A 26,502-nucleotide genomic window follows, 5' to 3' on the forward strand; every position below is an offset into this window, starting at 1 on the left:
CAAGTAGTCCGTAATAGCCAATCCAGTTAATACTAGGATAAAAATAAACAATTTACTTTTTGCATTGAAAATAGCAGGTCGAAAGATTAGTGTAACTCCAAGTAATAGAAGCAATAAATCTATAATCGGAAAAATAAATGAGAGAAAAACATCTCCAATTGATAAGAATAAGATATTTGCAGATGGTTTATTAAATAGGTACCACTCTAATGTAAAAATGGCAGTAACAACAATGCATAAATCACAAAGTAAATACGCTTTCTCCCATTTGTTACATTCCATCATAATTTTATAAAAGAACGCAAAGAGAAAGAAAAATAAGAAAAACAACAAAAATACATCAGAGATATTAAAATTTTGGATTGGTAATTCTACATTAAGTACTTGAAAAGCAGATATGAAATTCCCTATCAAGAAACACCCTATCGCAATAGTAATACAAACCCAGAATACTCCTAACTTAATTTTTCTGGATAATATAGAATACAGTAATGAGATAAATACAGTAGTTTCAACCACTAAAGATGATAGCCGGATATTAAAATCTGATACAAAATAAAGATTCGGAAAAACAAATAAAAATATAACGCAAAAACTTATATAAGCTATTAAAGCCAATAGCAATACATAAAATTGCACATATGCATGTTTACGCAATGGACTCCACCTTCTTGAGATTTTTCTATACGTTTATTAAGAAATGTCTTGATAGTGGCACAACTCCTACTAATTAAAATATGTGCTACCTATTATCCATATTATGACCTTTTTAAAAGATTTCTTTCTACATACAACAGTCTTATTAACTTTTTGTAGATGTTTACAATTTTTAATACTGAGAATTCGAAATAGGATACATTGAAAAATGTAATTTTTTTAAGCATTTTCGCATCGTAAATTTGGATGGCAAAACTTATCTACTCTTTAAATATGAGATAGAATCTAATCCTCTATTGAATTATAGTTAGTTTCTAACTGTCACACTTAAAAAGGAATGAAAATATACTATCATTAACAAAAAATTTCGAATTAGTTCACGAAACGAACTGTAACTATTATAGTTACAACTTAGATTGATGTCAATTTCAAATTACAGTTTTTCTGAACGGGAAAACCCACTACGGTGCGATAGCACCCACTTTAGGGTTGGGATGAGAGCGAGGTCAAATGCGATGTACAAATAAAACACCGACAGTACGTTCTGTACATCAAGAATTTGAAATGGTATAAATTTCATAATAGACAAGTAAAAGTCTCTAAAACAATCTTGTTCTCTGAAAACAGAATACATATGAGGTTGGAGTAACAAATTCTTCTACTCCGTAAAATGTATTAAGCCGTCAAGCACAAGATATTAAAACACATTTGAGAACTCACAATCTGACTCGTTTGGTAATAGAATGAGTGCCGTATCTGCTATATGCACTGGATACAGGGTGGTGATGGCACACCGCAATCTTGCACGTCAGCGATACTAGAAATAGACTTCGCCTTTGGTAGCAAGAATCCCACTGACGTTAGTCAGCTTGTGGCTTTATCCGTAGGGAGTGTCAAAACATATATTATTTCTCAACATAACTAAATAGAATTAAAATACTAATAATGGTAATATAAAGGTGCCTTCAGTTGTTAACTGTCATTCCTTTTTGAAAAGCCCTGTCTTTCATAACAGGGCTTTTACATTTTCTCATCTACAAATAGCTTCATAAATAAAACAATAATAATTCTAAAACTCCAATAAGCTTTAAAATTTCACATACGATTTTATATTTCAAAATCCTTTTCTAACAAATTCAAAATCTGTCAGGCATACAGCTATCAATGTTGTTTTTTATTCGTATAGTAAATTCTTTGTAAATCCTCAATTTCATTTCACATCAGTATTAAGATGAAATGAAATTGGAATAAAGAAAAAAACCTTGCATTCCTACAAAATTGCAAGGTTTTTCGCTAAGTTCCAGTGCAGCCTTTCTATTAACCACCAGTGTTTCCATGTGAATATTACGTCACTTCTTGTGTTACTATTGAAATTTCTTTTTGAATATTTGCACTCGCTAAACTAAAAATAGGAGTGCTCGTATTTATTTTCGTCTATTCCTTTTCTGGCCAAATTTTCGCGTTTGGTTCTAATAACCACTTGTGGTCTTCCTCCATGATACGATCATTCCATGGGTTATTCTCAAGGTGCCGAATCATCCAACAAAAATACATTGCATATCCAGGTGCAGTTGCTTGCGGGTGGTCTAGTTCACCTGGAATTGTAATAAAACTATTATGTACAACGCGATAAGCATCCTCACCTACCATCGCACATCCAAATCCCTGCGACTTGTTAAAGCGATAATAATATACCTCCGGTTGATCATGATGATGGGGTGGATAACTGGACCATCTTCCTGGATAAGAAATAACTTCTCCTACAACCCTATGTTAGAATATGCTGCATTATTATAACCAAAAATGTCCAAGTATCATACATAGAATTAAGCCTATAGGATATACAAAGACTTCTTTCCAATTTATCCATTCATATAGGGGAGATAGTTATACGATGATTAAAACTCCTAATACAATTAAAACAACACACTTTCTTCAAATTCAATCCTTTTTGCTTATCCTTTTATTGTCTCGATAATTGAAACTATTCATTTCCCCTAGAGCTGAGCAGTTAGTTCATTCTAACTGCTCTTTTTATTTTTTATCGTCACCCTTCCATTGTACCTCCATATGTTGTATAGAAATATCTCCTTCTAAATTGTCATTGACGCCTCTTTCAAGTCCTAATACACACCTTAAAAAGAGCACTTTTAAAAAGTGCTCTTTTTACTTTGCATGTCACTCATCCTACAATGAATTAAGATTTTAACCTAAGAATAATTTATGTAATTATTTCCAATACTAAAAGTAGATTGGTAACAGCCAATCTGTATCCATAATGAATCTCTGATTTTCTTGAATTCTCCCTGAGGCAAGGCGGCTATTTTTAATAGTCGTCTTTCTTGTATGAATTATAAATATTTGCACATACTATTAACGGAATGGTTGAATCATTGTCATTGAAAATGTTCAGCACTTCCGCTCCTTAAGAGAACAGTCTACGCAACTGTTCTCTTTCCTATTTCCTTTTTTCACGCATATAATCTGACAAACATTATTAACTCTAACTCCCCTACAATCAATCGCATTGCAACATTCTCAACATTTCCTCAACAAATTCTCAATATTTTTCATGGACAACAGCACACTTTCTCAGCAGTTTTAATATCGTAATATTAAATACTGAAAGGAGATGTTGAAAAATGACTTGGTTCATTATTTTAGGATTTATGCTTATTTTAATAATAGGCGGCTTTCACACACATAGTATTCATATCATTTTCAAAATAGATTCAGATACAAAAGCTATGCCAAATCGGTCTTTCGTTAATAAAATAAACTTTCAAACATTTAAAGAATTGTTAAAAAGACCAAACAAAAATAAACTCAAAAGCCTTACAATAGCAGAACTGTTTATCCCTTTAAGTATATTTAATAAATTATTTGGCAAAACATTAATTTTTCTAATCCTATTCTTCTATTCTCAATTCTTAAACTAAATATAATATGATATGAGTAAAAGAATAACAATCACTAGGCGTAGCAAGCCAACTTTCGATTGCCTATAATGAATTGGACCTGAAGAATTATACAAAAAATTAAGCGGCTGTTTAAATGTGATTCTGGTATTGTACTGGAATCATTCCTTTTAACTGTATTTTTATTTTTTTGCGATTGTAATGAACATTATACTTATCTAATACTATCTTAATATGTTCCATACCTTCGAATTTTGTAAGATAAGTTACTTTTGCTTTGTCTTGTTCTGTAATTCCATCTCTTTTTGAACAAAGTCCTCCATGCTGTTAACCAATCCCACAACGCATCAGCATTCTCTCCATAATAATTCGGTAAATCTAATTATTTTTCAATATTTTATAATTGTTTGTTACTTGAATGTGATATATAGTGATTCAATCGAGAAATTCATAAAAAAAAACGTTATTCTTTCCTATTTAGCTTATTTAGAAAGAATAACGTTTTTTTACTTTGGAATAGCAATGTGTTACAACAACCCTCTTTACTAAAAAAAGACAACTATAAAGATAGCCCCATAAATAATACAGTAATCACATAATATCACTTCGTAAATAATGTCTTTTTTTTATTTTTTTGAGAAATGCTGCAACAAAATCTTTTAAACACTCAGGAATTAATGCTTTTTAAAAATTCATTTTCTAATTCTACTATCTTTTTTTTACGAGCTTTTATTTTTCTTACAGGCACCCCAGCATACATATACCAATCATCTAAACTTTCTTTTACCATACTCATCGCACCAACTGCCGCTCCTTCTCCTATTACTACATTTGGAAAGATAATAGAATGCGCACCAACAATGGCATGCTTTTTTAAAATAACTTTTCCAGCTTTTACATTTTTATATTGATGTGGAATAGTCGGTCCCATTAATGTATTTCCGCTAAAATCATCAATTGCTGCATATACAATTGTTTTTGATGAAATATTTGCAAAATCATGCATTTCAATCCCCATTTCTCCTCCAAATAACGCTGTATATGCCGCTATATGTGAATAACTTCCAATTGTAATTTTGCCACTTAAAATGCAAAAGTCATCGATTCTTACATTATTTCCAACAGATATAGCACCTGGATTATATATGCTGGTTTTTTTACTTATTAATACATTTTCCCCGACAGATAGAAAGCCAATTTCGCTCAACTCTTCTTGACTATAAAAACTATTCATCTGTGGACACCACCTTCTGTATTAAACACATTATAATTTTCTCTACGATTTCTTTTGTCATTCCTTCCCATAAAGGTAGACTTATTATTCGTTTTGCTATTTTATTTGTATTTGTTAAATCTGTAGACTTATATTTTTTAAAGAAATCTTGTTGATGACAAGATGGTGAAAAATATGATCTAACTTCTAACTTTTGCTTTTTCAACTCTTCTATTATCTGCATATTGTTAATTTTTTCTGAACAGAGGATAGGCATAAATTGATGAATAACTGCTTTTGTCTTTTGCACTTGCCAGCCTTTTTTTATTAATCCCGTACTTTGTAATAACTGTTTATACCATTCAGAGATACGAGTTCGTTCTTGCATTTTTTGATTCCATTTATTTATCGTTGTAATCCCAATAGCTGCTGCATATTCAGTCATTTTACAGTTAAACCCCATCATCGTACATTCACGATTATGATCAAATCCAAAATTACCCATTCTTTTAATTTGATTTATCTCTTCCTCATTATGGCTATATATCATACCACCTTCACCAATTCCGAAAGGCTTTGTTGCATGAAAGCTATATACAATCATACCACTAAAATTCTGACCGTAATGTACACCCTCATGCATTAATCCAAACCCTGGTGCCGCATCTACAACAACCGGAACGCCCTTTTTCTCTAATTCTTCATAGTCTTTCAAGTCCATCCATGATCCGAATGTTGCATATGGAACAACAACTGCAACCTCTTCTTTTAATTCATCAATCTTATCCAAAAGTACCGTTTTATCCATACACCAATCATCTAATGAAATATCAATAAAATAAGGCTCCAAGCCACACCAAATAGCTGCCAATGGAGTAGCAGGGAATGTAAAACTAGGCATAAGAGCATACTTTCCTTTTTTTCTTTTCTTAAATTGAATGGCCGCCATTAACCCTAGCGTTGCGTTTGCTACTGTTGTAACTGCTCCCCTGTTCTGAAAAAATTCCGACATAATTGTTTCTTCAAAACGTTGATTTATAGGTCCATAATTTGTATATATGTGGGATATATCAATTCGCTCTAATTCATCTAAGTACTCGTTTGCAGGTACAATTGACGCACGTAAAAAAGGAATATTCTCCATATGCATCTATTCCTTTCTATCATTTTCGGACAATATAGAGCATATCCGTTTCAGATAATCCGAATTTCCTAGCAATTTCTATTCCTTGTTTCTGAGCTATGTTATACAATTCCACCTTAAAGCCCGCATCTGTTAATCGTTGAATAAATCCCGATCGATTATAAATCCTAACATGATCTTCTTGACCAAAGGCTATTTTTCTCAATAATGGCGTTACAATAGATTTATCCTCTATAATAAAATCTACATTCATTACGATTGGCACTTGAATAATTCCCCATCCATTTGGCTTTAGTACCCTATATAATTCTCGCATTGCTTTTTCATCGTCAGGCACGTGTTCTAATACATGACTACATAAAATAACATCAAAGGTATTATCTTCGTATGCAATTCTCGTAATATCAATTTCCTCCATTAAAGAATCCTTTGGTTCTAAATCCCCACATATATAAGTAATGTTTTTAAACTGGTTAAGCCATCCTCTTACCTTCACTTCAGGTGCAATATGAAGCATAGTATAATTCCTACTTAACAAGTCCGTTTCTGTTTCAATGTACGCACGATACAACCTGTCACGATCCATCGAATAGCAAACTGGACAGATACCTGTATCTTTATTCCACATCTCAAATTCATATTTTAGAAAATCATAATGTGCTGGCCAAGGAGAAAAACTTTTAAATACTTGATTGCAATATTGGCAATAACAAATATTTTTCTCAAATATATGAGTAACTAGTTTAATTAACCCGTTTTTTATCTTTTCATTATAAATTTGCTCTAGTTCTCCACTTCTTACTGCATCCTTAAGTATAAATCCCGCATTCTCCAAACAATAAGATAAGCTCTCTTTATAATCTTGTTCAGAATTTAAAAACCCACTATTATGTGCATCTGTAATTAATTCAATCCATTCTTCAATTGTCATTAATATAAAGTACATTTGTTTTTGATTTTGTCCACCATGTTGTCTAAAATAGCTAAGAGGTTCCTCTATATAAACTACTTTTCCTTTCCTCATCATATCTAACCAAGTTGCAATGTCATTAATAGAAGAATACGCTTTCCCCTTAAAATAACCAAATTTCCCTCCAAAAAATTTGCGATTAAACAAAACCGTTGTTGGTTCTCCAACTACGTTTTTTAAGTTTTTCAACATATAATTCCCTAGTATTTTCCCTTCAAAAATTGTAGTTTCTGTGGCAATTTTCACATTCAATGTTGAGGGGGGTAATACCTCTCCATTCTCATCAATCAGTTCACGGTACGACGTCACAAATGCAATGTTTTCTAATTCAAAAAAGTATTTCATCATTCTCTCAATCTTTTCAAGATGAAATAAATCATCATCTAATAAAAAATTTATATATTCACCAGTAGCAAGCTCTATACATTGATTAAAATTTTCAGCCACCAATGGATTTTTATTTTTAACATATGTTATACATTCATGTTCTTTTAAGTATGGCTGGATCATTGTTTTTACTTCATCATTTGTACTATCGTCAGAAATTATAATTTCAATATTTTCATAGGTTTGATTCAAAGCACTTTTGAGGGCTAATTCTAAGTAATGAGGTCTATTGTAGGCAGGAATTAGTATACTGACTTTTGGGAGGTGCGAGTTGATATTCATACGCTGTTTTTTCTTTTCAATATTTATTTTCTTTAGCTTGATTTGTTGATAGTAGTCCAATGAATATAATATGGATGATGGAACAATTCTTCTTGCATAGTCTAGAAAATTTGTAATAGCTCTGTCTAACTCCTCTTCGGAGGATAAGAAACCATATTTTTCTCCAGCTATAATAATGCTATGAGAAAAATCTTCTAACCCATCCATCATTTTATTAGATTCATTTAACTGCTGATTTGAATGTAATCGAAAGTAACTGAGTGTCTCCGCTATATATACTGCTTTCCCTTTACTCAGTAAGGATAACCATGAAGCTACATCTACGTTGCAAAGATACCGCCTTTTATCAAATACACCATACGGTTCTGTTAAATCACTTTTACGAAATAAAACCGTTGTCGGTTCTCCTATATAATTCTTTTGATTCATAATCACCATTTTTCCTAATTGTGACCCATCTATAATCGTATCTGTATAAAATAAACGCATCGTTGAATAAACATCTGGCAATAGGTTTCCTTCTGCGTCCATTACTTGGCGATGGGATGTTACAAGCTTAATTTCATTATCTGGGTCATTTAAAAAATATTTCATCATTTTTTCAATTTTATTTACATGAAATAAGTCATCATCCATTAAGAAGTTTATATACTGACCTTTCGCTTTATGAAATAGCATACGTGAGTTCTCAAATTGTCCAAGAGTTGACTTATTTTTTATATAAATAATATTTGAATGATCATACAAGTACTTTTGTAACACTTTCTCTGTTTCGTCGTTTGTACTATCATCCCCTATTATAATTTCTATATTAGGATACGTTTGTTTTAATACACTACATAAAGCTTTTTCAAAGTAGTGTGGACGATTATACGTAGGAATTAATACACTTACTAAAGGCGTTTGATTTATTTCCTTTTCATTTGTACCATTTTCCATTCTATTCCTCCGCCTTTATATTTATTTTCACTTTTGAAATAGACATGCTACTACAAATCTATTTATTAGACGAACTAGATGTGAAAGGTGTTGCGAAAAACAAATAAATAGCTTTAAAAACAGCATCTATGTTGACATAGTGTAGAATAAACCTGGATAACTTTTTTCGTCCCATTCTATTTATTTGTAAAATGCGGCATTCTTTTTTCAATAAATGCCTTTACCCCCTCCTTCACATCTTCTGTTTGAAATACTTTTCCAAAGTAACGCGCTTCAATCTCAAGCCCTTCTTGTAAAGGTACTGCTGCCCCTTCGCGAATTGCCAACTTCATATAGGCGAGAGCTGGAAGAGAAAATTTACTTATATCCCTTGCAATCTCTTTTGCTTTATTTAACGCCTCTCCTCGAGGGGTAATGTAGTTAACCAAGCCTATTTCTTTTGCTTCTTTAGCTGTAATCGATTTCCCTGTGAACATCATCTCTTTTGCTTTCCCTTCTCCAATTAATCTAGGTAAGCGTTGGGTTCCTCCAGCCCCAGGAAATAAACCTAACGTAATTTCCGGTAATCCAATTAAAGATTGTTCTTCTATTATCCTTAAGTCACAAGCAAGTGCTAATTCACATCCACCACCTAGTGCTAACCCATTAACAGCAGCTATAGTCGGTTTAGTCAGATTCTCTAGTTGATTAAGAGGTTGTTGCAATTCTAATGATTTCATCTCGGCATATTTTTCACCTTTGCCCATCCAATCTGGAAATTCTTTTATATTCCCTCCTGCTACAAAGGCCTTTTCTCCACTTCCAGTTATAATTACGACTGAAATATCATTATCAATTTCTATTTCCTCTAATACATCTACTAATTGTTGAACTACTTCTAAACTTAAAGTGTTGACTGGTGGATTTTGAATTGTAACGACAGCAATACTTCCTTTTTTATTACAAGTTACTACTCGTTCATTCTTCATAAAAAATCCCCTTTTAAACTACCTAATTTTTCACAACACCAAGCATCTTTACTTCACTCACCATCAGCCTAAATTTCCGAATATGTTTCCGCTTTTAGAAATTCATCAATTTATTGTATGAACTGTAGAAGCATAAAATGAGCAATCCTTTCTTGGCACCATTTTATAATCACAACATATTTTTAAATTGTTCATTTACTATATTAATTGGCTTCATGTTTCTTTGGTTTCCGTTACACAGTTTCTGAAGCTGGGATGACTCTTAGAAAAAATAAGATAAGAAGACTGATACATGAGGTACATTAAATGAGAACAATTTAAGAAAAACACTATTTTAGTAACCACTTGTATTTAAATCTTTCTTAACTAATTTGTTGTAATTACAATTGAACTACCCCCACTTTCACTTCGTTTAGAAGTGGGGAATTCCTAAGTAAAGAGTTCTATCGAACTCTAAATAAAAAAGCTTATCCTGTAACACGTAATGATAAGCTTTTTTATTATTCTTTTCATTTTTTGTTTTCGGAAGTATTTCTTTAAGTTGATAGCAATGCGGTGCTATCAAGCTAAAACTTTATAGTGCCCTCAAAACGGAAACAATAAGTTGCATTTATATAAATAGCTTTTGGAAAATTGATAATTTTGTTTAGGGATACTTTAAGATTTTAGCTTGAGAGGCATATAGTACAACCTCATACAGAGTGATTAGGATATTAAACTTAAACGTGTTATTTTTAGCATTCTAAATAATCGGGTTCAATGTATTTTTCTGTTTCAGGAGAGCTTTTAATTTCTATAGGATATTTCTTAAAAGCTACAACAGTAACCCTATCTTCTTGAACTAAACTTCTGGATTCATTTATAGAAGAGAAACCTGTTCGCGTTAAAAAATTGTATAGAGAGGATTTTGTCATCCAAAAACTAGTAATGTTATCTAATGATGCCCATTTTGATTTTAAACGTTCTTCTATTGATGAATTAGCAGAGTGTTCTAGCATTGTGTGCCCCTTATATTCATAATTTTTATAGAGTACTGATACATTGGGAGTATGAGTGATATGAGTATCAATTATTACAAACCTTTTGCATACTTCATACACTTTTTCTAAAAAAGGGAATACATCTGAGCAATCTAAATGATATAAAATACCAGAGCATAAAATAATATCAAATTGCCCATATTTTTCAGCACTTAAATTTCTTACATCATCTTGATAAAAGGTTAAGTTTTCCAACCTTAATAAATCTTTAGCGAATATAGCTTTTTGTACGTTTGATTCTCTTCCTTCTATCCCTACAACAGTTGCTCCTTGCATAGCAAACTCAATAGCGTAATGCCCCTCTAAACAAGCTAAATCTAAGATTCGAAGATTTTTAAAATCACATTGTGTGATATCTTGAATCATTGTCACAATTTTTTTTAACGCAGGATTTGGTTGTCGAATATCTCTTGTATATAGAGTATCCGTTAATTTAATATCATAAGCGGTCCATTCACCATATTTACGAATAATGTTTTCTTTTTCGAGAACAAAATCTTTCATGATACAATTCGCCACCTTTAACATAATATTATGTGTAATATATACCTTTATAAGATCAATATATGTGTGTATAACTTGTATTTAGACGAAGGTAAACATTTTAGGTCTAATTCTAGAGTATTCCTGCTAAATAAAATTCTCACTAATGAACTCCCCACACTTTCACTTCGTTTAGAAGTGAGGGATTCCTAAGTAAAGAGTTCTATCGAACTCTAATTGATTAGGCTAACCCCGCAGTCCTTGCGGTTAGAAGTCTTATTGCTTCATTCTTTATATTGATACTTGCGTTAATATCCCTATCATGGTGCATACGACAAGAAGGACAGTCCCATTTACGTAGGTTTAGATTTTTAACGTCTTTATTTTGATATCCACAACAAGAACATAATTGGCTGGAAGCAAATGTTTTCGATACGACAATGACTTGTTTGCCATACCATTTTGCTTTATATTCCAACATGGTTCGAAACTGTGACCAAGATACTTCACTAATTGCTTTTGCTAACTTATGATTCTTTAACATATTCGATACTTGCAAATCCTCTATACCGATAACATCGTGGCTTTTGATGATTTCAGTCGAGATTTTGTCTAAGTAATCTTTTCTAGCATTTGATATGTATTCATGAATTCTAGCTACTTTTACTCGTTGTTTATTCCAGCGAGAAGATCCTTTCATTCTTCTAGAAAGAACACGCTGTGCTTTCGCCAACTTATCTTCTAATGATCGGAAAAACTTCGGATTTTCATAGGGTGTTCCATCTGACAAAATGGCGAAATCTTTTAGTCCTACATCTATCCCAATGTAAGAATGTGTTTTCGGAAGTTCTTGTACTTCTGTTTCAACTAATAGTGACACAAAATATCTACCAGAAGGGTTTCGTCTAACAGTCGCATTTACAATACGTCCCTCTACTTCACGACTTTTGGCAAATCGAACAAGGCCTAGTTTGGGCAACTTTATTTTGTTCCCTACAACGGCAATATTTTCATTTGTTTGTTTTGTGGTATAAGATTGTACGTTATTCTTCTTGGATTTGAAACGCGGGGCACTATTTTGTTCTTTGAAAAATCGTGTATACGCATCCGCAAGGTTGCGAACAGACGACTGAATCGCAATACTATCCACTTCTTTGAGCCAAACAAACTCTTTCTTCATGGCAGGAAGTTTGGCAGAGCATGTACCATATGTTAAACCTTTTCCAGTCTCTTTGTATGCATGATCCCATAGGGATAGGAAATGATTGAATACAAAGCGAGAACAACCTATCGTTTTGTTAATTAGAATTGCTTGTGCTTGATTTGGATAGATACGAAACTTATAGGCTTTATTAATTATCATTTGATTCACCTCCATTTCGGTAGGTAGTGGAGTAAAACTTTCTGTAAGTCGAACAATTAAGATGGCTTCCTGCCATCCCTTGTTCGAAGCCAATTCATCTCCCACCTACTCACTGGGCTGTGACCCTTCACGCTCCTTGAGGAAGGAGTCTTCTTGGCTAAAATGATAAAAAATATGTTATATAACTATAAAAACTCTACCAAATTATTAAAGGAATCTCCTTCCCCCTATCGAATTATTGTAGAGGAAAGGAGAGGAATACATGGAAATTCTAGGGTTAGATCCTCGCGCATTAGCGACTTTAGGTGCACTTGAATACACCAATCGTCGCAATAAATTAATCGAAGACTCGGAGAATAACATATACGAGTGTAAAGAAATAAAAGAAATACTTCAATCACTCCCTAAAGAGAAGCAGATTGAGGTTCTTGAGAATCAAGCTCACTTTGAAGCTGTGGCAAAGATGATTGAACAAAACAATTTAATTCTTTTAGAACAGATGAAAGCTCTACAGCTAATTCAGAAATAACAAACTTATGATTGATTAATTCTACATATACTTCCATAAATAATGTGTCTTTATTTATACCATCAGCCTCTATTTTTATAGGGGCTTTTGTTATGCGTTGATTCATATTTTGAATTTGAATGGTTTCTTTCACATGTATGAATAGATCTTCTAATAAACCTGGTGTAGACTCTAATTCTTGTTTTTCAATTTCCTCTGTAACAGCACTTATAAATTCCCATAGTACCTTTGCACCTAGTAGTTCTGCTAATCGTTTTTCACGCATTTCAAATGTTTTCATGTTCATATTTAAACACTTCCCTTATTTCATATTTTCTTAAAAATAATTAATAAATTATTTCGTTTTAGGAAAACAATATAGAGAGGAAATCTTCTTATTAATTACACGTATCGTGACATTACTCTTCAAAAAAAAGAGTCCAATCAAAATTTAGTACCTTAGCTATATTCTTTGCGACAGGAACACTTGGATTTCTTTCACCACTTTCAATCATTGCATACATACTTCTAGATATTCTTGCCTTACATGCAATATAATCTTGTGTTTTCTCTTTATTTTTACGTTTTTCCAATAACCAAAACCTCATTATTCCCCCTCTTTCATTGTCACAAAATGTGTAACTAATGATTATATTACATAATAATAAGTTTAAAATCAATATTTTTTTACACATTTCGTGTACTTTATTAAATGTTACATATTGTGACGTTATAATTAATTTAGAAAACACCTAAAAGGAGGTAGCATATGTTTGGCACTAGACTACACACTCTTCGAAAAGAACGCAAACTGCGTCAAGAAGACATGGCAAAACAACTAGGGATTGCTCGAACTACATATGCAATGTATGAACAAGGAAATCGAGAACCTGATTATAATACATTGATAAAATTAGCCACCTTTTTTGAAGTATCTATTGATTACCTCCTTGGTACAACTGAAATAAGACAAATTACAGACGTACAAAATCCTGAGCTTTATCAATGGTTTGAAGATATAAAAAATGCGCCTCCTCAAAAGCGTGAGGAATTAAAAAAGTTTTGGGAGTTTATAATACAAAGAAAAGACTAGATTATTTAAAAAACCTCCACCTTGACTGGGTGGAGGTCGTGAGTTCGAGCCTCTCCGGGGTCATACTGATAGAAATTTGATGCGGTTTTTTATTTTCCGTTGACTTAACGGTGACTTGACACAGGGTGGCGGTCAGCTACAACGGGTAGTTATACGTCTTTTGTCTTGTTTTCAATAACGACATAGGAGGCGTTTTTTTATGACATCTAATATGGAACATTATCTCTTATATTTTTCATTCCTACTGCTACTTATGTTATTTCTAAATTAATATGGTCATAATTAAAAAAGAGGGTGCTCGCTAAAATGTACCCTATAGAATAGACACTTAAAAAAAGTCTATTCTATAGGGTATTTCTTGTATAAAGAGAGAAAAATGAGAATCGGAGAAATTTTAAAATGACGAAAAAATTATTTACAGAAAAAGAAGTTCAAATACTATCAAAAAATCGATACGTAAAATCGGTAAGCCAAAAAGGAATTACCTATACTGATGAATTCAAGCGTATTTTTATTGAGGAAAATGAACAGGGTAAACCACCTCGTATCATTTTTAAAGAATGTGGTTTTGATATAGATATCATCGGTCTACAACGTATTGTTTCATCAGGAAATAGATGGCGTACTTCTTATAAGCAAAATGGTGTATTTGGCTTAAGAGACACACGTAAGGAAAACTCAGGAAGAAAGTCAGAAAGAGAACTTACATTAGAAGAGAAATACGCACGTTTGGAAGCGGAACGAAACTTATTAAAAGCTGAAAATGAACTGTTAAAAAAGATCAAGCTTATGGAAGGGAGGATGGGAAAGAAATAACGTTACAGCCTAGTCAAAAGTACCTATTAATTCGTTCTATTATTGAAAAATATCGCTTAAAAAATATGGTGAGATATTTGTGTCAGATCGCAGGTGTTTCACGCTCTGGATACTATAATTATTTTTCAGCTATTTCTCAAAGTCGGCGAGAGAAAAGAACGCATCAAGATGAAATGGTGAAAGAGATGATAGTAAGGGCATTTCGATTTAAAAACCGAAAGAAGGGGGCTCGTCAGATCAAAATGACATTGGCGGGTCAATTTCAAGTTGTCTACAATTTGAAACGCATCCGTAGAATCATGAAAAAATATGGGATTATCTGTCCCATTCGCAAAGAAAATCCTTATAAAAAAATGTTGAGAGCGACGAAAGAACACTTCGTGGTACCCAATCAATTAAAACGAGAATTTAGGCAAGGTGTACCAGGAAAGGTACTTCTTACCGACATCACATACCTGTCTTATGGTAAGAATCAAAAAGGATATTTATCTACCATTCTAGACGGGTCTACGAATGAAGTTTTAGCTTACCATGTGTCAGAACGACTTACCCTAGATATCGCAACGACGACTCTTCACAAACTAAAGAAGAATAAGAAGGTACGATTAACGCAAGATGCCTATATTCATTCTAATCAAGGTACTCATTACACAAGCCCTACCTATCAAAAGTTAGTCAAAGAATTAAAGCTGGGACAATCCATGTCAAGACGAGGAGACTGTTGGGATAATGCCCCTCAAGAATCTTTTTTCGGGCACTTTAAAGATGAAGCTCACATCAAAACTTGTACATCTTTCACACAGTTAAAACAAGAAATTAAAGACTATATGAAATACTACAATCAGCATAGATATCAGTGGAATTTAAAGAAGATGACTCCTGTCGAATACAGAAATCATCTTCTTGATGCCGCCTAACTTTTTTTAAAATGTCCTTTACAAAGGGTACAGATTAATTTATTAGATCTCTTTTTTACTTTATCCCAGCTTAATTATTCTATTTTCTTACTTAAAAATCTAATATCCCCATAACTTCTTTTGCAAATAGTTTAAATCTACGCAAATTCTATTCTTTAATGCAGGGTAGATTTATAGCCCGTGAAAATGTTATTTCATTTTTGAAGACCCTTTTACAAAATCCTTAATATCCTTTAATTTTTTTCCACTAATATTATCTTTGATGATTGAATATATTTCATTTTCAATATAAAAAGTTTTCTCTTTAACCTTTACCTCAAATTTATATTTATATTTATTTTTATCCCAATCTATTAGATTGCTTTTTAGTTGCGCAATATCCCTTAAATCAAACTGAATCATAAAAGGTTCTACAGCTGGATAAAAATGTCCAAGTTTACTATTTTCCTTTAAAAAAACTATATATGTGTCACCAGATTTAGGTTTTATATACAATGGATCTTTATTTTTCACTTTTTTTGTAAACACTTTCGTAGCACCTTTCAGAATTATTCCATTTTCATCAATAACTTCATTACTTTCCTCTAATACGAGGCTTTCTGAGTATCTATGATTTATTAAAATTTTATTCTCTACGGAGTCCCCTTTTAAAATTTCTTTAACATGAAAATTAAACAGATGGCCTTCGACATATTCATCTTGAATCTCATATGATGAATTGTTTGCCATATTCCATTTAGAGTGTAAACCGTTATATTTACCTAGTACAATTACATCTGCTTCTTCTACCATTTCACTTAAATGATTTGTAGTTTTGAATGTCTTACTTAATACTATAGTTTCAGAATTCGATGAAACATTAGAGACTTCTGCTATATCTGTATTTGACCAAATTGTTTTACCAATAATAATTAAAAAAGTAAATATTAATAAACATAGACTCCATTCTATTACTTTATGTTTATACATTATAATAACGTCTCCTTAAAAGATATTTTATACCATTTTCTCAATATAAATATTCCGAATGTTTAAAAAATATTAATTCAAAACAAGATAATGATGCTATAATTCTCTTGTTAAAAATAATCTTTGGAGGGATAATATGAATTTTAGAAAAGGAATTACTGCATTTTTATTAGGTAGTGTATTTGTCTTTTCCAGCGTTGGAGTTTCAGAAGCTTATGTAAAAGAAGGATGGAAGCTACCTTCAAAATCAGCTACATATAAGTGGGGAGACAGATTAGACGATGGCTCCAGTATCATTAAATCTGGTTGGCAAGCTGCGGATTCAGCCTGGTACACTGCTTCTCGTATTAACTTTACAGTTTCTTCTTCTTCAGTGAACAAATTAAACTCTTGGTTTGAAAGTTCCTCTACTTATTATGGAAGAATGAACACAACTTATAATACATCCACTAAAAAAGTAACAAAATTCGCTGGTGATATTAATGCAGGGAATACAAATATTACAAAATCTAATGTTGCTAAAAGTACAGGAGTACATGAGTTTGGTCATGCAATAGGAATAGGTCACAACAGTGGCACTTCAATTATGAACAGCAATCGTAATCGTACTACTATGCATGTCCCTCAAACTGACGATAAAAATGGTGTGAATGCAATCTATTAACAGAAAAAGGGGAGGATTTCTTAATGTTAAGTAAAAAAGCAAAAACTATAGTAATTGCAATTCCTTTAGCTGCAGTGATTGGTTTCGGAGGATATTCAGCATATAATAGTCACTTCTCCAATATTGCTGGCGAAGATAAGAATGCTGAAACTGTCATTCTCAGTAAAGATTTCCCTGCTACAAGTGATTTAAATCAAATGATTAATGAAGCCGATCTAGTTGTAATTGGTGAATATGGAGGTCTTGACTCTAAGTGGAATATGGCACGTAATCCAAATAATCCATCGGAAGAGGACAAAGAAAATTATGTTGAAGGACATCTATATAATTTCAATATTTCCGAAACAATTAAAGGTGTGAATGAAAATAAACAAATAAAAATCAATCATCGTTTTGCTGAAACAGTTAAGCTTGAAGATTCTAATGCAGTAGTTGCACCAGATGGCACAGTTACAAAACAAGCTACTAAGGTAACTACTAAAGAGGTTCAAAATAAGGATCCTTTATATATCGAGCCTAAAGTTAATAAAATATATATGATGTTTTTGAAGAAAGATCAATTATTTGGAAACTACTACGGAGCAATTGAACCATTTGCAATTACTTTTGATGAAAATAACAAAGCTGACCTTCAAACAAACATAGAAACTATTAATGAAAGTAAAATGTCTTCCAAGGCAGAAATTGCAGGTAAAACAATTGTATTAAAAAATGAAATACATGAAACTATTACTGACAATATTAGCGGTAAGACCCTTAATGAATTAAAAGATCAAGTAAAACAAAATGCTAAGTAATAACCATAACTTATAATAATTTATCCTAATTCATACGATAGTAAAAATTAATTTATTAAAGTTGTCATAAATTAAATACAAACTATCTTGAACTACTCCTACTTCCACATCGTTTAGAATTTTTGGATGAATGTCATGAAATAATAAACAGAAAGGGCTTATCTTTAAGTAATACTTAACATAAGCACCTCCTTTTCTATCTAATTATTTAAACACATTCGTTTCCATCACTCTATACAGCAATTTCTATAACAATGGATTACCTATCTCAAATAGTGAAAACTACAATTAGTTGAAAAATTAAACATTTATGCAGTTGTTGGGACTGCACTATTACCAGCAATTGCCGTTATGCATATAATTGAAAAAATAGTTCATTTCTAAATTTATAATGAGGCTACACTGAATAATATATAAATGTAGGTATAAGACACTTCACTACACTAAAAATATATCCAGAAGTACTTTCCTCCTCATATGGTTAAAAGTACAGTAGATAGGCTCTTATGCTATTACACATAAGAGCCTATCTGACTAGTATTATTAACAACTATTTTTATAAAAGTCTTTCATACTAAATAAAAGATATTTCTACAATTATTCTGGGAAAATGAAGCTAGAGTTCCCTTCACCATTAGCTGAATCCTCTTTTGGGAATGTAATAGTAGATCCTTCATTTCCTTTATTTCCTTTATTTATTTCTTGCTCCTCAGGAAATACAATGGAAGAATCATTACCTAAGTTTGGTGAAAAACCTAGTTTAGATAAAATAGCTTTTAAGTCAGGTAAAACACCAATTTTGTCAGAGATTGGATCGTTAGATTTCGTTCCAGTACTAGAATCACTTAAAATATCCCTAAGCTGTCTTGGTGTATATACTCTCCCCTGATTATTTTTTGCAATTCCTTGAATTGATGCTGCAGCACCAGCAATAATAGGCGATGCACTAGATGTTCCAGCAAAACTAGATGTATATAGATTTGTTATAAAATCACTTGGTTTAGCATCTGTAGTATCTACTGCATTCCCCCATCCATACACATCCACTCTACTACCATAATTAGAGAAATATGAACGTTTATGAGGAACCCTTGCAGAAGCTGCCCCAACCATAATTGCCCCTGAATCTTTAAAATCAGGACTATTACGATTTAAAACTTGTTTACCATTATGGTCTCTAAATTGATCCAAATCATTTCCGCCGTTTGCACCTGCTTCAATAATAATTACTCCCTTATTTGCTCCTATACGAATTGCATCAAATATGTCTGGTTTTACTTCCACTGGAAAATAGTTCTTATCTCCATATCCATCGTAAGTTGCTTGTGCCTCTAGTAAAAGAATATCTCCAGCTTGCATATTGTTAACCGCACTTAAAACAGCATCAGCTGTATTATAATTTCCGTTATCCCTAATCTGGGATACAACCTTTACCTTAGCCTTTGGTGCAATCCCAATTCCACCTATGTTATTATCCTCTGCAGAAACAATTCCCAATACTGAGGTACCATGATCATGGTGTTCAATCTTATTCTGTCCGGATATCAATTCAATCTTTTGATTCACTAAATCTTCATGGCTTAATAACCAACCATACTCCATATCTACGAAAGTAGTTCCTTTTCCGTCCCCACCATTTATACTCCAAGCATAAGGTGCATTAATTCCTAATGGTGCTGGTTCAAGGTAACCTTGTCTTGTAAGTCTAGGCTCATCATATGGATTAACAGATAAATTTGGTAAACGCTCTTCAGGTGGCGTTTCTTCTTCCTGTAAATACGCCGTTTCAATAAGAGATGATTTCTCAAACTTTGCAAGTAAGGCTTGTACATCAATATCACCTTGGTTTTCTACAATATAATAGTTTAGCAAATTGGAAGAAATATGTTCGGAGTCGTTTATTTCTCTACCTAAATTTTTAATTTCTTTAGGATTTAAAGAACTAAAAAGTCTATTTATAGTTACATTTGGGTATTCGTTTAAAATTCCAATTAATTCAGGATCTTGTTTTTCTCCTTTAATGAATTTTTCTATTCCATCCTGATATGGCAAATTTGCCTCATTTTTAAATTTTAAAATTAATTGTTTCGTAACTTGCTTATGTACAGTAGAATTCAATTGCTTATTTGAATAATTGTAACTAGCTGCATAGGCAACTTCTGATTTATCACTTGGAAGTAGTCCACCCACCCCATTAAATGCTGTTAACGCAATTGAAGAAACTATAATTTTCTTAAAAATTTTCAAAATGTGCACCTCTTTTAATTTATATATAATTATAAAATGCTTTATATGGCCTTAATTCTTTTTATATAAACTTCTTATATTTCCAACTCCGTTCATTTTTTAATATTTACTTAAACATCATTAATACAACTACTTCATACCATCAAACCTATTAATTTAGCTGTATAACTGTAACTATTATAGTTACACCTATAACAAATAGTCAATCTAATTTTTTATGCAATTTCGCATTTTAAATAATACATACTTCTAATTATTTTAAAATAAGTTAAACTTCTATCATTTTAAGTAATTGCATATATGTAATATAAAGCATGTAAAGGAGGTCAAAACGTGGTAATCTCAAGGCAAGATTCCTGGACTAACGATAACGATTTACTTCTCGCATCAACAGTACTCCAGAATATTCGTAACGGTGGAACACAGTTAGCTGCATTCAAGGAAGTAGCAAAGCTATTAAACCGGACACCTGGAGCTTGTGGATTTCGCTGGAATTCATACGTGAGAAAACAATACCAAGAGGAAATACAACAAGCAAAACAAAATCGAGAAGTTGGAAACAATATTTCTCCCTCTCAACAAAAAAAAGAAACATACTCTTTATCTATGACATTAGATGATATTATTCTCTTTCTACAAAATTATAAAAAAACATATGAATTTACAAACTTACAAAGTCAAATAAAAAATTTAGAGACAGAAAATCATTCCCTTCTACAACGTGTAACTATGTACGAAGAAGAGTATCGTATGTTACTTAATCATATTGATAAGACAAGAAGTCTAGTTGAAATTAATTAAATAAAGTAGCAAATTACTTTTATACACTTAAGTCGTCACCTAAAAAACTCACTATATATAAATTAAGTTTAAACACTAATAAATAAAGTGCACGTTTACTATTAATAAACGTGCACTTTATTTAATCCTTAAAACATAAAATTAAATTTTCAACTCATTAACAATATTAAAATTAAGATGTTTGTTTTATAGGTATTTCTTTACTTCTATTCTCAATAAGTCTATCTAATAGTAAGTAAACAAATCCAGAAATAATACAACCCACACCTAAGATTGTAAATAATATATGCCCTAAAAGCTGATCCAGTAATACACCACCTAGATGAGGTCCAAATACATTACCTGTAATCCATTGCAAATTAGCCGCTCCCATATAAGTCCCTCTCAAATGTTCTGGAGCTATATTAGCAACAAATGTCATTTGAACAGGTGACATAATCATTTCCCCTAATGTATAAACTGTATACCCTATTAATAATGCGTTTAGGATAACTAAATCATTTGCGTCCATTACTTGAAACCACTTTGATAGCCACCCTATTGCTAAAAGGCCCATACCAAAAAAATGGAACCATATAGCATTGATTTACCAATTGATTTGTGAGTTAACTACTTTGAAATAGGAAATTGAAAACATACAACCAATAAGCCATTTAAAATCATTGTATCCTCATTACTAAAATGAAGTGGTAACATACCTTCCGATTGTGAAAATCTCATAAATATAATAATTCCCGTCGCTATATAGATTAATGTGGTATAAATCCCTAAATAATTGCTTGTAGGAATAATCCCTTATTTTTTGGTAAATAATTTCTATATTCTCATTCTTAAAGTCGCTTTCTTTTAAATAATCTTGCCCTAAACTTCCAGAATAATAAGTACTGGCATTAAATTTCTGACACAACTCTAATACAAAATCACTTTTCTTACCTGTAACGCCTTCTAAATCTGATACATAATGTAGCTCCGTGTCAATGTTTAATTCACGGATATTGAACTACCCCCACTTTCACTTCGTTTAGAAGAGGGGGATTCCTAAGTAAAGAGTTCTATCGAACTCTAATTGATTAGGCTAACCCCGCAGTCCTTGCGGTTAGAAGCCTTATCGCTTCATTCTTTAGATTGATACTTGCGTTAATATCCCTATCATGGTGTGTACGACAAGAAGGGCAATCCCATTTACGTAGGTTTAGATTTTTAACGTCTTTATTTTGATATCCACAACAAGAACATAATTGGCTGGAAGGAAATGTTTTCGATACGGCAATGACTTGTTTGCCATACCATTTTGCTTTATATTCCAACATGATTCGAAACTGTGACCATGATACCTCGCTAATTGCTTTTGCTAACTTATGATTCTTTAACATATTCGATACTTGCAAATCCTCTATACCAATAACATCGTGGTTTTTGATGATTTCAGTTGAGATTTTGTCCAAGTAATCTTTTCTAGCATTTGCAATGTATTCATGAATCCTAGCTACTTTTACTCGTTGTTTATTCCAGCGAGAAGATCCTTTCATTCTTCTAGAAAGAACACGCTGTGCTTTTGCCAACTTCTCTTCTAACGATCGAAAAAACTTCGGATTTTCATAAGGTGGTCCCTCTGACAAAACAGCGAAATCTTTTAGTCCCACATCCATTCCAATGTAAGAATTTGTTTTCGGAAGTTCTTGCACTTCTGTTTCAACTAACAATGACACGAAGTATCTACTAGAAGGGTTGCGTCTAACCGTAGCATTTAAAATACGTCCTTGTACTTCACGACTTTTGGCAAATCGAACAAGACCTAGTTTTGGCAATTTTATTTTGTTTCCTACGACGGCAATGTTTTCATTTGTTTGTTTTGTGGTGTAAGATTGTACGTTGTTTTTCTTAGATTTGAAACGCGGGGCACTAGTTTGTTTTTTGAAAAAGCGTGTATAAGCATCCGCAAGGTTGCGAACAGACGACTGAATCGCAATACTATCCACTTCTTTGAGCCAAACAAATTCTTTTTTTATGGCAGGAAGTTTGGCAGAGCATGTACCATATGTCAAACCTTTTCCCGTCTCTTTGTATGCATTATCCCATAGAGATAGGAAATGATTGAATACAAAACGAGAACAGCCAATTGTTTTATTAATTAGGGTTGCTTGTGTTTTATTTGGATAGATACGAAATTTATATGCTTTATTAACCATCATTCATTTCACCTCCATTTCGGCATGTGTCTATTATACAACAAACATACATTCGATAGATAGTGAAGTAACACTTTATGTATATCGAACAATTAAGATGGCTTCCTGCCATCTCTTGTCCGAAGCCAATTCGTCTCCCAACTACTCACTTCGCGTTCCTTGAGGAAGGAGTCTTCTTGGCTAAAATTATAAAAATATAAATAGTCACCTTCACCTTCAATCGGATCAACTACATCTTCATTAAAAGATTCACCATGTTCTCTACCATTTCTATTAAACTAGCGGTTTTTATTTTCCCTAATTCCTTTCCATACCTAAAGTACCCAAAAGTCCACTGGATTCCCGAGGCTACCATCCACATTTGTCTTTCTTAAAAGACATTTTGTGCCACAAAACGTAACTGTAGATTCCTGAACAAGCTAAATCATGAAAATACACACAAAGATATATTATCTTCCATTACATTACTGTTTTGCTTCGTTTGAATAGAAAAAATCGGAAGAACGCCACTTGTTCGATATCTCCTCAATGTGATAAGGTGTCGTTCTGCAGCATCCACCTATTAAACGTGCACCTGCTTGGTACCATTCTTCAGATTGAATATTCAACGCGTTACATTGTTCATGACCATGCCATGTTTTTGTTTCTGGATTATAAGTTTCACCAGAGTTTGGATAAACAATAATCGGTTTTTTGGTGTTTGCCCTCAACTCTTGAATTGCACCAGTCACAACGGTTACTGGCGCACAATTGATGCCTATCGCTACAATTTGTTCACTTTTCTCAAAAACTCGTGCACACTCCACGAGTTTCATACCTTCACTAATCTCTTTCTCATTTTTTAGCGAAAAGGAAAGCCACGCATATGTTTCTGGAAACTCACGCAATAATGTATCTAATACTCTTGCTTCTTGCAGGGAAGGGATCGTTTCAAATGCCAATAGATCTGCACCTGCTTCGATTAACGCAGACATTCTCGAACGGTGAAAGTCTGCTAATGTTTTATCTGTCACACCATAGTTACCTACATACTCTGAACCATCTGCAAGGTAAGCCCCGTACGGCCCAACTGATGCAACAACCAATGGTTTAGGCCTATTCGTTTGAATATTTTCCTTCCAAAAATCATCTCTTGCCCTTCTTGCAAGTAACACCGTTTTCTTAATTAATTCCAAAGCTTCCTGTTCTTGTATTCCACGCGCGGAAAAACCACTAATAGTAGCTTGATAGCTTGCTGTTATGGCACAGTCCGCTCCAGAACGAAAATAGTCCGAATGAACCTGATAAATTAGTTCCGGATTTTCTAATAACACACGTGCCGACCAAAGGGGATCGTCCAAATTACATCCATGCGCCTCCAATTCTGTAGCTAATGCTCCGTCAAGAAGCATAATGGAATGTTGGGATAAAATATCATCAATTGGATTGATTTTGTTCGACATAATCTACGCCCCTCTTTTTTAGATTTTTTGTTAGATAATAACTTCCATAGCAAAACAAAATAAACGGTATGCCGCAATATAAGGCAATTCTCTGTGTTGGATCGAATGCAATTCCAATACACGATGCCAGACAAAGGATAAAAGAAGCAATTGGTACGAATGGATATAGTGGTGTGCGATAAATCAAGTCCTTCTCAGAATTTCCTTCTTTCAAAAATTGTCTGCGAAATAGGAACTGCGAAGCACTAATACTCATCCAAACTACAACTACTGCTAGACCAGAAATGGAAACAAGTACGATATAGACAGTATCTGGTGCCACAATACTCGAGAGCAAGGCCAAAACTCCACCCACCATGCTGAAAATGACGGCGTTGATTGGAACACCTTGCTTCGTCATTTTTCCAAAAATCGGTGATATCGTATTCTTATTCGCAAGCGACCAAAGCATTCTAGAAGAGGCATAAAGGCCTGAGTTTGCCGCAGATAAAATGGCTATTAAGATAACGAAATTCATTATGTCAGCTGAATATGGCACCCCAATTCGTTCTAGAACTGCAACAAAAGGGCTCTCTAATACCCCCGAATCAGAACTAGGCAATAGCGCAGATAAAACAACAATCGTTCCTACAAAAAAGATGATCAATCTCCACAGAGTAGTTCGAATGGCCTTCGGTATCATTTTTTCCGGGTTCGCTGTTTCTCCAGCTGCAATGCCTATTAATTCTGTTCCCGAAAAAGCAAAATTAACCGCAAGCATGGTCATCATAATGGCCGTAGCACCATGAGGAAATAAACCTCCACTTGTAAAATTAGAAAAGAATGGCGTTGCTTTTGAATGAGTCATCGGAAGAAACCCTAGCATTGCCGCTACTCCTAAAACAATAAAAAACACAATAGCTATAACCTTTATCGATGAAAACCAAAATTCGGATTCGGCGAAAAATTTAACAGTCAGGACATTTAATACAAAGATTAAAATGGCAAAAAGAGCACTCCATACCCAAACATTAACCGATGGAAACCATCGCTTCATAAGTAATCCTGCGGCTGTAAATTCAGAACCTAAAGCAACAGTCCAAGTTAACCAATACAACCAGGCTACTGTATACCCTGTACCCGGTCCAATGTATTTAACTGCATAACTATGAAATGCGCCCGTTTCAGGCATATGTACGGAAAGTTCTCCTAAACATAGCATAACTAGATAAACCACTAGCGCACCAACCAAATAGGATAGAATTGTTCCAAATGGGCCAGCTTGTTGAATAGTGTAACCCGAACTTAAGAATAAGCCCGTTCCAATCACCCCACCAAGTGATAGCATGACTAAATGACGTGCTTGCATTTTCCTTTGAAATTCTTGCCCATTTTTGTTCTCCATTTCTACTCTCCTTTAGTTATTACCCAGAAAAAACAAAAAACGCACTCTAAAAAAGAGGGCGCTACTGACAAATAAACACGGAAGCTCTCATCTATCAGGATTATCACCCGCTGGAATTAGCACAGTGTCTACTTAAGCAGACCTGTTGCTGAGGTTTCATAAGGCCAGTCCCTCCACCTCTCTGGATAAGAAATATTTTTTATAACCTTATCAATCCATTCAATAACTGTCAAGATAATTCTGTTTTTTAAAAAAATTATCTATTATAGAAATACAAAAAAAGGAGTATTACTATAACTACAATCCACTCC

Annotated in this window: 21 protein-coding genes, 5 pseudogenes and 1 riboswitch; of the genes and pseudogenes, 7 read left to right on the plus strand and 19 right to left on the minus strand. The window is 33.1% G+C overall.

Annotated features, from left to right (window positions below):
- A pseudogene (locus ACTFN4_RS29525) lies at positions 1-657 on the minus strand (GGDEF domain-containing protein); the annotation flags it as partial.
- A 763-nt stretch (positions 658-1,420) separates the two neighbouring features.
- On the opposite strand from ACTFN4_RS29525, the gene ACTFN4_RS29530 reads away from it, so the two are divergent.
- Positions 1,421-1,582, plus strand: coding sequence for a hypothetical protein (locus ACTFN4_RS29530; RefSeq protein WP_439963254.1), 162 nt, complete (start codon positions 1,421-1,423; stop codon positions 1,580-1,582).
- 509 nt (positions 1,583-2,091) lie between these two features.
- Here ACTFN4_RS29530 and ACTFN4_RS29535 read toward each other — a convergent pair.
- A pseudogene (locus ACTFN4_RS29535) lies at positions 2,092-2,462 on the minus strand (5-deoxy-glucuronate isomerase); the annotation flags it as partial.
- An 837-nt stretch (positions 2,463-3,299) separates the two neighbouring features.
- On the opposite strand from ACTFN4_RS29535, the gene ACTFN4_RS29540 reads away from it, so the two are divergent.
- Positions 3,300-3,596 carry a hypothetical protein gene (locus tag ACTFN4_RS29540; RefSeq protein WP_439963256.1) on the plus strand — a complete coding sequence of 99 codons (297 nt, stop codon included), beginning with the start codon at positions 3,300-3,302 and terminating at the stop codon, positions 3,594-3,596.
- Positions 3,597-3,707: 111 nt separating this feature from the next.
- Here the strand turns inward: ACTFN4_RS29540 and ACTFN4_RS29545 are convergent, their stop codons facing one another.
- From ACTFN4_RS29545 to ACTFN4_RS29590, 10 genes and pseudogenes are all read right to left on the minus strand, one after another.
- Positions 3,708-3,818 carry an IS3 family transposase gene (locus ACTFN4_RS29545; protein ID WP_439963257.1) on the minus strand — a complete coding sequence of 37 codons (111 nt, stop codon included), beginning with the start codon at positions 3,816-3,818 and terminating at the stop codon, positions 3,708-3,710.
- A 67-nt stretch (positions 3,819-3,885) separates the two neighbouring features.
- A pseudogene (locus ACTFN4_RS29550) lies at positions 3,886-4,010 on the minus strand (barstar family protein); the annotation flags it as partial.
- A 232-nt stretch (positions 4,011-4,242) separates the two neighbouring features.
- Positions 4,243-4,809 carry an acyltransferase gene (locus ACTFN4_RS29555; protein ID WP_048538700.1) on the minus strand — a complete coding sequence of 189 codons (567 nt, stop codon included), beginning with the start codon at positions 4,807-4,809 and terminating at the stop codon, positions 4,243-4,245.
- Positions 4,802-5,932, minus strand: coding sequence for an aminotransferase class I/II-fold pyridoxal phosphate-dependent enzyme (locus tag ACTFN4_RS29560; protein ID WP_439963258.1), 1,131 nt, complete (start codon positions 5,930-5,932; stop codon positions 4,802-4,804). The genes ACTFN4_RS29555 and ACTFN4_RS29560 overlap by 8 nt, the downstream gene beginning before the upstream one ends.
- Positions 5,933-5,951: 19 nt before the next feature.
- Positions 5,952-8,510 (minus strand): glycosyltransferase, encoded by a 2,559-nt coding sequence (locus ACTFN4_RS29565; RefSeq protein WP_439963260.1) that lies wholly within the window; start codon positions 8,508-8,510, stop codon positions 5,952-5,954.
- A 176-nt stretch (positions 8,511-8,686) separates the two neighbouring features.
- Positions 8,687-9,478, minus strand: coding sequence for an enoyl-CoA hydratase (locus tag ACTFN4_RS29570; RefSeq protein ID WP_439963262.1), 792 nt, complete (start codon positions 9,476-9,478; stop codon positions 8,687-8,689).
- A 734-nt stretch (positions 9,479-10,212) separates the two neighbouring features.
- Positions 10,213-11,022 (minus strand): class I SAM-dependent methyltransferase, encoded by an 810-nt coding sequence (locus ACTFN4_RS29575; protein ID WP_439963264.1) that lies wholly within the window; start codon positions 11,020-11,022, stop codon positions 10,213-10,215.
- 220 nt (positions 11,023-11,242) lie between these two features.
- Entirely contained in the window at positions 11,243-12,364 is a 1,122-nt protein-coding gene (gene tnpB / locus ACTFN4_RS29580) for an IS200/IS605 family element RNA-guided endonuclease TnpB (RefSeq protein WP_439963288.1), read from the minus strand.
- Positions 12,365-12,768: 404 nt separating this feature from the next.
- On the minus strand, positions 12,769-13,179 hold the full coding sequence (locus ACTFN4_RS29585) for a hypothetical protein (protein ID WP_439963266.1): 411 nt from the start codon (positions 13,177-13,179) through the stop codon (positions 12,769-12,771).
- Positions 13,180-13,291: 112 nt separating this feature from the next.
- Positions 13,292-13,480, minus strand: coding sequence for a helix-turn-helix transcriptional regulator (locus tag ACTFN4_RS29590; protein ID WP_001213252.1), 189 nt, complete (start codon positions 13,478-13,480; stop codon positions 13,292-13,294).
- Between the two features lie 161 nt (positions 13,481-13,641).
- On the opposite strand from ACTFN4_RS29590, the gene ACTFN4_RS29595 reads away from it, so the two are divergent.
- Positions 13,642-13,965: a helix-turn-helix domain-containing protein gene (locus tag ACTFN4_RS29595; protein ID WP_193418809.1), complete on the plus strand. Its 324-nt coding sequence runs from the start codon at positions 13,642-13,644 to the stop codon at positions 13,963-13,965.
- A gap of 399 nt (positions 13,966-14,364) precedes the next feature.
- Positions 14,365-15,698 (plus strand): IS3 family transposase gene (locus ACTFN4_RS29600; protein ID WP_439963268.1). Its coding sequence is split into 2 segments (ribosomal slippage): positions 14,365-14,749 and positions 14,749-15,698, totalling 1,335 coding nucleotides; the frame shifts between segments, so codons are not numbered across the junction.
- A 189-nt stretch (positions 15,699-15,887) separates the two neighbouring features.
- Here ACTFN4_RS29600 and ACTFN4_RS29605 read toward each other — a convergent pair.
- A complete protein-coding gene (locus ACTFN4_RS29605) occupies positions 15,888-16,667 on the minus strand; it encodes a hypothetical protein (protein ID WP_439963270.1) in 780 nt (259 codons plus the stop codon).
- 136 nt (positions 16,668-16,803) lie between these two features.
- Between ACTFN4_RS29605 and ACTFN4_RS29610 the strand changes: the two genes are divergently transcribed.
- Positions 16,804-17,331: a matrixin family metalloprotease gene (locus tag ACTFN4_RS29610; RefSeq protein WP_001011319.1), complete on the plus strand. Its 528-nt coding sequence runs from the start codon at positions 16,804-16,806 to the stop codon at positions 17,329-17,331.
- Between the two features lie 23 nt (positions 17,332-17,354).
- Positions 17,355-18,128: a cardiolipin synthase gene (locus ACTFN4_RS29615; RefSeq protein ID WP_439963272.1), complete on the plus strand. Its 774-nt coding sequence runs from the start codon at positions 17,355-17,357 to the stop codon at positions 18,126-18,128.
- 597 nt (positions 18,129-18,725) lie between these two features.
- On the opposite strand, the gene ACTFN4_RS29620 is transcribed toward ACTFN4_RS29615, so the two are convergent.
- Positions 18,726-20,375, minus strand: a complete 1,650-nt coding sequence (locus ACTFN4_RS29620; RefSeq protein ID WP_439963274.1) for a S8 family peptidase — start codon at positions 20,373-20,375, stop codon at positions 18,726-18,728.
- A 333-nt stretch (positions 20,376-20,708) separates the two neighbouring features.
- Between ACTFN4_RS29620 and ACTFN4_RS29625 the strand changes: the two genes are divergently transcribed.
- Entirely contained in the window at positions 20,709-21,176 is a 468-nt protein-coding gene (locus ACTFN4_RS29625; RefSeq protein ID WP_098282277.1) for an RsfA family transcriptional regulator, read from the plus strand.
- A 172-nt stretch (positions 21,177-21,348) separates the two neighbouring features.
- On the opposite strand, the pseudogene ACTFN4_RS29630 reads toward ACTFN4_RS29625, so the two are convergent.
- From ACTFN4_RS29630 to mmuP, 5 genes and pseudogenes are all read right to left on the minus strand, one after another.
- Positions 21,349-21,929, minus strand: a pseudogene (locus tag ACTFN4_RS29630) (MFS transporter); the annotation flags it as partial.
- 16 nt (positions 21,930-21,945) lie between these two features.
- Positions 21,946-22,176: pseudogene (locus ACTFN4_RS29635) on the minus strand (WbqC family protein); the annotation flags it as partial.
- A gap of 70 nt (positions 22,177-22,246) precedes the next feature.
- Entirely contained in the window at positions 22,247-23,368 is a 1,122-nt protein-coding gene (tnpB, locus tag ACTFN4_RS29640; protein ID WP_439963276.1) for an IS200/IS605 family element RNA-guided endonuclease TnpB, read from the minus strand.
- A gap of 461 nt (positions 23,369-23,829) precedes the next feature.
- Complete coding sequence (gene mmuM / locus ACTFN4_RS29645; RefSeq protein ID WP_335467134.1) at positions 23,830-24,807, minus strand: homocysteine S-methyltransferase; 978 nt, start codon at positions 24,805-24,807, stop codon at positions 23,830-23,832.
- Positions 24,782-26,191 (minus strand): S-methylmethionine permease, encoded by a 1,410-nt coding sequence (gene mmuP, locus ACTFN4_RS29650; RefSeq protein WP_439963278.1) that lies wholly within the window; start codon positions 26,189-26,191, stop codon positions 24,782-24,784. The genes mmuM and mmuP overlap by 26 nt, the downstream gene beginning before the upstream one ends.
- 84 nt (positions 26,192-26,275) lie before the next feature.
- Positions 26,276-26,383: riboswitch (SAM riboswitch) on the minus strand.
- Positions 26,384-26,502 lie beyond the last annotated feature (119 nt).

The organism is Bacillus cereus group sp. MYBK95-2 (assembly GCF_051915225.1).
Taxonomy (GTDB): domain Bacteria; phylum Bacillota; class Bacilli; order Bacillales; family Bacillaceae_G; genus Bacillus_A; species Bacillus_A cereus.